This is a genomic window from Gilliamella sp. (genome assembly GCF_024104075.1).
Lineage (GTDB): Bacteria > Pseudomonadota > Gammaproteobacteria > Enterobacterales > Orbaceae > Gilliamella > Gilliamella bombi.
Window position 1 is genome coordinate 92,648 of sequence record NZ_JAGGHR010000004.1, and the last position, 7,033, is coordinate 99,680.

Genomic DNA, 7,033 nt, shown 5'->3' on the forward strand with positions numbered 1-7,033 from the left:
GACCTATGCACTATATCGGTCGTTTTGCCCCTTCGCCATCCGGACCATTACATTTCGGTTCGCTGGTAACGGCTCTTGGTAGTTATCTCCAAGCTAAATCTTGTCGTGGTAAATGGCTTGTCCGTATCGAAGATATCGACCCACCACGAGAAGTCAAAGGGGCATCATCACTTATATTAAAAACGCTTGAAGCGCTTAATTTATATTGGGATGATACAGTCTTGTATCAATCATCTTGCCGTGAGCGTTACCGCACTGTTTTAAAAACACTTATAGATAAACAACAAGCCTATTATTGTGACTGTACTAGACAACGAATTCAAAACCTAACAAATGGTATTTACGATAACTTTTGTCGTGAACGACATTTATCTATCAATAATAAGCAACAAGTTGCTATACGTTTAAAACAAAATCATCCTATTTTTCAATTTAAAGATCAGATTCGTGGCTTACAAACAGTTGAAAAAGCAAGTGCGCAAGAAGATTTTATTATTCACCGCAAAGACGGCTTATTTGCCTATAACTTAGTGGTAGTTTTAGACGATCATGAACAAGGAATTACCGAAATTGTTCGTGGCGCGGATCTTTTACCTGTTACTGCAAAACAAATCTCACTATATCAACTGCTTGGTTTTTCTGTGCCAAGTTACAGCCATTTACCACTAGTATTAGATAAAAATGGCAATAAACTATCAAAACAAAATCATGCTAGCCCGATTGATTTAAACAATTTTAAAGCGTTAACCGTCCAGGCTTTACAGTTTCTAGGGCAATGTGTGCCAGAAGATTGGCAAGACGCCACTCAAAAACAGTTACTAGATTGGGCTATACAACATTGGCAAATTGACAATGTCCCAAAACAGAACAGCCAATTATCCACCGATATAAGATAAATTAGGGGTGAGCCCTACACGATGATTATGTAACAAATGCTTTTCTGGTTTAATCATTAATGAAGCAAGAATTCTTGCTTTTAATTGTTGTTTCTGTTCTGAGCTTTCCAACAAATCACGTAAATCAACCGCCGCATCACCAAATAGGCAGTAATGTAATTTACCGATAGATGATACACGTAATCGATTGCAGCTTTTACAAAAATCTTTTGAATAGGGCATAATCAAACCAATTTTTCCTTGATAGTCGCTGTGCACATAAATCTTAGCAGGACCTGATAATGGTTTTTTGGGTTGTAACTCCCACCCCTGCGCAATTAATTGTGTTTCAATAAAACTACCAGACAAGTGATAACGATTGAATGTATCGTTGCTTTCGCCTGTTTCCATAAGTTCAATAAAGCGCAACTCTACTGGAATATCTTTAATCCATAACAAATAATCATTTAAATTATCATTCATATTTTTCATCAAAACAGTGTTAATTTTGACTTTTTTTATACCTACTTCTAACGATTTATCAACACACTGCAGTAATTCTTTAAGCTTATCTTGACCAGTAATTAATTTAAATAAATGGGGAGTAAAACTATCAATACTAATATTAATCGCATTTAAACCAGCTTGATGCCAATGGTGAATATTTTTTAATAAACGCGAACCATTGGTCGTAATAGCGAGTTCTTTCACGCTGGGATAGGAAGATATGAGCGATAAGATATCAATAAAATCGCGACGCAAAGTGGGCTCACCACCCGTTAACCGAATTTTACGCACACCAAGTTCAGTAAATGTTGCCACAACATGATTAATCTCACTGAGCGACAAAAATTTATGTTCCTTGTTAGGCTGATAACCACTTGGTAAACAGTACTGACACTGAAAATTACACAGCTCGGTAATCGACAAACGTAGATATTGAAATCGACGCTGATAATTATCAACTAATTGCATATATACATTAAACACCTTATCCAAATCGGGAAGCATAACCATTTCTGCGTTATACCGCGGCTAATCCACCATATGAAAATGCCACTTAGGTAAAAAAGCTTCAGAGTTTGATTCAGTCTAGCATAGGCTTTATTTTTTGACTATGAGCAAAGTGATTTTTATAACGCGTCTTCTTTCCAATTAATAGAAACTTATCTATAAAAAATTTATTTACATTATGTTAATTTCTGCTAACCTTATTCAATTAAATTAATTATTTTATAATCCTAATCAATATATAATTAACCGAGGAATAGGTATAAATTTATAGCATAATAGATAATGTAATGGAATATAAGTTATATAAAGTGAGTCAATTTTAAATAAACACTAATAATAAAAGTTCCATGACAAATAACATCGATTTTGCAATAAATTGACCAATAATGAAGAATGAAAAAGGCATTTGCTTTTTTATTAGGCTGTGAAGATTCAAATCTAAAATCTATTGATAATACATTATTGGAAAATATAAAGACATATTATCTTCAAAAGATTCCAAGTAAAGATAATCAAATCTGTTTTTATTTAGGAAATATCTTATTTCCTTATCAAACTAAACAATTAACCTATTCTAAACAATCTATAACAAAAGTTTGGGTAAATAATCAACTTAATCAACATTTGGATCTATTTAACCGACTTATATTTAATCGCAAAACAATCCTATTTTTATAACAATCAATTATTATGAATAACAAAATAATAAAATCTGCCCGATATCTAACAAATTTAAGCTTAATTTTATTCCCAATCTTAGCATTCTCTGATGATGCTAGTCGCTATATAACTTATAACAATCTACTTTTCGATCGTGACGGCACAGTTATTATCGATAACAGCCAAGAAATTGACTCAATAAAATACCAAGATCATTATTGGATTGTGCAGTTAACCAACAGTAGCAATAACCTCCTCTACAGCAATATAAAAAAGATAGATAATTTTAAATTTGCTTTTGAAAAAAAAGGCGACATATTAAAGTTTAAAATCAAAAATAACTTAACTTATTTGGGCGCCGAACGAATAGCCTATTATTACCAAGATACACATTTATCAGTTGTCATTGATACCGATGGTAATTTAATTACACCCAAAGGGCGTTATTATCTCGAAATCGGCCCCTTTATTAACGGTTATGCCGAAGTAACTACCCCAGAATATGATGAAGGCTATTTAAATCTACAAGGTAAATTTTTTAAAAAACTCCCTAAAACAACACTGACACAAAAAACGCAATCCCAAACCAAACCACAATGCAAAATAATCACATCCGATACAATAATGCAGCTATGTAAAAAAAATAACAGCCAATATCTAGTTAATAGCAAAACAGGCAAAGAAACCGATGTTGGTTCCAAAGCGTGGACGACTAATTTTGAGTGCATCCCACAAAACCTTTCAGCAGGTTATTTTTGGCTAGGCAATTATCAAGATGGTTATCATGTTTATCAAATTTATGATTATGATGGGAAAATGCATTATGAAAATCAGTTTGATAGCATTTCTCCTTTATACGGTACAGTAAGTTGGGTAAAAAATAATTATAATTCTAAAAAATATCACCTTATTGATATCAAAGGTAAAACACTTGGTGAATATGATTATTATACAGTTAAAGATGTTGGTAAGGAAAAACTTTATTATGCCCAAAAAGCCACACCCAAAAATCAAAGTGAGGATGAAAAAAAGTTATTAACGATTTTGGATATAAATGGTAATATTTTATTTTATGAAGATATCGTCGGTCAGGCTCAATACAACTTTTGCAACCGTAATTTTAAAGTATTAAAAAATAAGGAAAATAAAATAGTTTGGCCAACAGACTTAGAGCGAGAATGTCTTTTAGATCGTTATATTCAATCAGCAAAAACCGATAACGACAACAGTTATCGACATAAAGAGCAAGAAAGTAAAGCGATTGAAATACCAAAAGATAAAGTTCCCGAAATCAGCCGCTATTTTACACAAATTCAATCCAACAAAAATACCAATCCATTTACATTCGAAAAAGGTGATATTTATCTTACAGGTCCCAACACAACTAAAATTGAAGGTATCGCAGAACTAAGTATACCTGAAGGATATATATATAGTGAAAAATATAACCCATCTAACACAGAACATTGTGACAGGTTTGTTGCGCCAGCTTATGACAATCAAAACCGATTATGTATAAATGTTTATAAACTCGGATTTATTGACTTACTTGAAGTCAAAAAGTTATTTGATGACAAAACCAACATCGAAAATTTAAAAACAAAAATTTCTTCAAGAATAGAAGATTATAAAGAATACAAAGACTATCAAAAATTTGAATGGTTAATCGACCCTGAATTTGATTTTGAAAACCAAAGTTTAAAATTCGGCTATCGATATCACATAGCAGAAAGCGATCAAAACAGAACCAGTCAAATTATCGAATATATAAAATTTGCCAAAGACCACATCATTGTGTTTAAAAACGATTATTACGACGATTATAACGATTTTAAGCCAATGGAATTTGATTGGCTTAATCGCATTAAGGTTTTTGAAAAGGCCGATATCAGCTCGACTTATCCTTGCAGCAAATTATCAATAAAAGACTCGGCATTATCTGCCAATAAATTTATTTATTTAGATAAAGAATTTTGCTTTCCACTACCGATAACCACACTCTTTGAAAGATATCCTACGCAAACTGAATTAAATAGTTACCATGAGTTATTTTCCTTCAGGGAAAACCAATACCCAATAAAAGAGGGAAAAACCTTATGGAATTAATAAAATATCTTCTCAGCACAATAGCTGTAACAATAATCGGACTCACTCTAAATGCGTGTGATGCTCCGCCACAACAAAGCCAATCCGAACTCGAAAAACTGCCCGAGGTTTTTAATTTAACTGAACAACAATGGCAAAACGAAATCCAACAACGATTTGACACCATAAACGGTAATGGCGAACCAATAAAATGCATATCAATAGTAATGACTGCGCCTTATTACATATTTGACAGACGATACGACTCTGACACATTGATCCTATTACAAACGTTAACAGAAGCAGGCTTGCTAACAGAACAAATTGAAATTAGCGGAATGGATAAAAATCGCATCGTTTATATCTATAACCTTACCGAAGAAGGCAAAAAATACTATAGAAAATGGCCTAACTTGAGTTCGTCAGGATTTTGTTTTGGCAAAGTGATTGTCAAGTCGATAACCAAAATAACGCCATATAGCAATTATATTGAAATTGAATATCAATATGTTATTGATAAATTACCCCCCAAATTAATGCCCCAAAATGAATTAAAAACCGATACCGTAAGGTTTTATTATGATGAACAAACAAAAAAGCTCTATAGCCGTGGTATTGGCTTAATTGTTAAAAACTATTGGGATTAATTATCATGAATTTAAAATATCCACTGATAACTACTTTCAGCTTACTACTATTTGGTTGCAATAATGTAGATTATAAGCAATCGCTACAAGAAACTTTAAGTAGAGAAGATAATCGTGCATTATGTTATTTCCTGCCAAATAACCAAAACATCTTTCCTAACGATGTGTTTTTCGATAAACAAACTGAAATACTCGACCTATTTGTCGATCTCAAATTCTTAAAAATCAAAAACATCACAGCCCAATTTTATGATGCCAATACAGATATAACCACCCTGCCTAGATCCCCCACCAAAATTGAAGGATTAAGATATCAATTAACTAATGAAGGTAAAAAATATTTTGTTGGTAATAAAGGTGCTTTTTGCTTTGGCGATATCATCATTGATAAAGTGAACGACACTTACAATATAGAAATGATAAGAGGAGGTTTTCAGGTCGACACAGGTAAATGGATAGATTATAACTATCATTATACTAATATCCCAGATTGGGCTTATGATCAACGTTTTGAGCAATACTATAAAAAAATTTCACTGAATAGTCAGATATTACACAGTGCCAGAGCAACTTATTATAATAGTAACAATAGTTATGAAACGGGAATTAATAAAACAAAATTAATTACTTTAAAAACTAAAGATGAAGAATAAAAATAACTTAATATTTTTATTTAAAAATTAATAAAAAATGAATACTCAATAAAAGTTGGATTTTTTAAATCTTCTTTTAAGAAATCAATTATCACTAACAAAGCCTTCTTATAGTTATTATAATCTTCAATGATACAAGTAACATTAAGAAGGATCCACTCAGTTTCCTCTTAACTCGGACATATCATTAATTTCATTTATTCCTGAATTCAAACATGAAGTGCAATTTTAAACACGGTGGAGTGAAGAAAGTAGAAAGGTGATTTATACTAGCACCTTCGCACCATCACAGTTTGGAGATTGTGATCCTCGCCAAAATATTAGACAGTGCCCGCCTCTATCATTTTTTCGTTTTGGTAATATTGTTGTTCATATTGTTCAGGTGATACCCAGCCATTGGCTGAATGACGGCGTATCCGATTATAATAGATTTCAATATATTCAAATAGTGCTTTATTAGCCTGCTTCCTCGTTTTGTAGTAACAGTCATGAATAATATGTGTTTTGAGTGTATGAAAAAAACTTTCAACAACCGCATTATCAAAGCAGTCACAAGCTGAAAATAATATTAAACCTATCAATCCACTCAGATTCTAAGGACAATATTTTGGTGAAGACAAATTTGTTCCAGACAAATTTATGGCAAGGTAATGGGTTTATTGCCGAAAGCGATAATGATAAACATTGGCAAAGTTATATTTATGAACCCGATAGCCACCGACCGCTTGCCCTTTAATTTTTTGTTTAAAATGTGTTGCCATTCCAAAATAAGATTTTAATACTCGTATAGTTGTTATTTTAATTGTTTACTGTCCATATTCTTAAATGTGACAAAGTACTTAAAATGTAAGTATTCAGTATACCTAATATCTATTTATCTTAAAAAAATTATAAAAACAGGGTAAAAAAAGATTGCATAGAATAAAAAATAACGTATTTTAAATAAGCAAATACATTTAATTTTCGGTTTCTTAACATTTTCTAAAGGCATTTTGGTAAATATGGTGAAGCAGGTTGTTGGTTGTATGGCTTTAGTGATGAAACATCATGTTAAATATTCTTTTTTTTTATTTTATAGGCTGAACAGATTTTTGGCATT

7 protein-coding genes, 1 pseudogene and 1 riboswitch are annotated in these 7,033 nt (G+C 31.9%); of the genes and pseudogenes, 6 read left to right on the forward strand and 2 right to left on the reverse strand.

What is annotated here, in order from left to right:
• The first annotated feature begins 5 nt into the window (after nucleotides 1–5).
• The gene (gluQRS, locus tag J6569_RS02490; RefSeq protein WP_296317440.1) at nucleotides 6–896 is read left to right on the forward strand and encodes a tRNA glutamyl-Q(34) synthetase GluQRS; all 891 of its coding nucleotides are present in this window, start codon (nucleotides 6–8) and stop codon (nucleotides 894–896) included.
• Here the strand turns inward: gluQRS and moaA are convergent.
• Nucleotides 876–1,850, reverse strand: a complete 975-nt coding sequence (gene moaA / locus J6569_RS02495) for a GTP 3',8-cyclase MoaA (RefSeq protein WP_174798852.1) — start codon at nucleotides 1,848–1,850, stop codon at nucleotides 876–878. The two genes, gluQRS and moaA, sit on opposite strands and share 21 nt — an antisense overlap.
• Nucleotides 1,847–1,968, reverse strand: a riboswitch (molybdenum cofactor riboswitch). It overlaps the preceding gene by 4 nt.
• 314 nt (nucleotides 1,969–2,282) lie before the next feature.
• Here moaA and J6569_RS02500 point away from each other — a divergent pair.
• The 4 genes from J6569_RS02500 to J6569_RS02515 are packed head-to-tail and all read left to right on the forward strand — an operon-like array spanning nucleotide 2,283 to nucleotide 5,934.
• Nucleotides 2,283–2,567, forward strand: a complete 285-nt coding sequence (locus J6569_RS02500; RefSeq protein WP_085163856.1) for a hypothetical protein — start codon at nucleotides 2,283–2,285, stop codon at nucleotides 2,565–2,567.
• 12 nt (nucleotides 2,568–2,579) lie between these two features.
• Nucleotides 2,580–4,655 (forward strand): hypothetical protein, encoded by a 2,076-nt coding sequence (locus tag J6569_RS02505; protein WP_296317443.1) that lies wholly within the window; start codon nucleotides 2,580–2,582, stop codon nucleotides 4,653–4,655.
• On the forward strand, nucleotides 4,646–5,281 hold the full coding sequence (locus J6569_RS02510; protein WP_296317445.1) for a hypothetical protein: 636 nt from the start codon (nucleotides 4,646–4,648) through the stop codon (nucleotides 5,279–5,281). Before J6569_RS02505 ends, J6569_RS02510 begins: the two co-directional genes overlap by 10 nt.
• Nucleotides 5,282–5,286: 5 nt before the next feature.
• Entirely contained in the window at nucleotides 5,287–5,934 is a 648-nt protein-coding gene (locus tag J6569_RS02515; RefSeq protein ID WP_065561354.1) for a hypothetical protein, read from the forward strand.
• 320 nt (nucleotides 5,935–6,254) lie between these two features.
• On the opposite strand, the pseudogene J6569_RS02520 reads toward J6569_RS02515, so the two are convergent.
• Nucleotides 6,255–6,485, reverse strand: a pseudogene (locus tag J6569_RS02520) (IS3 family transposase); the annotation flags it as partial.
• Between the two features lie 59 nt (nucleotides 6,486–6,544).
• Here J6569_RS02520 and J6569_RS02525 point away from each other — a divergent pair.
• Nucleotides 6,545–6,670: a hypothetical protein gene (locus tag J6569_RS02525; protein ID WP_296317446.1), complete on the forward strand. Its 126-nt coding sequence runs from the start codon at nucleotides 6,545–6,547 to the stop codon at nucleotides 6,668–6,670.
• Nucleotides 6,671–7,033: the final 363 nt, after the last annotated feature.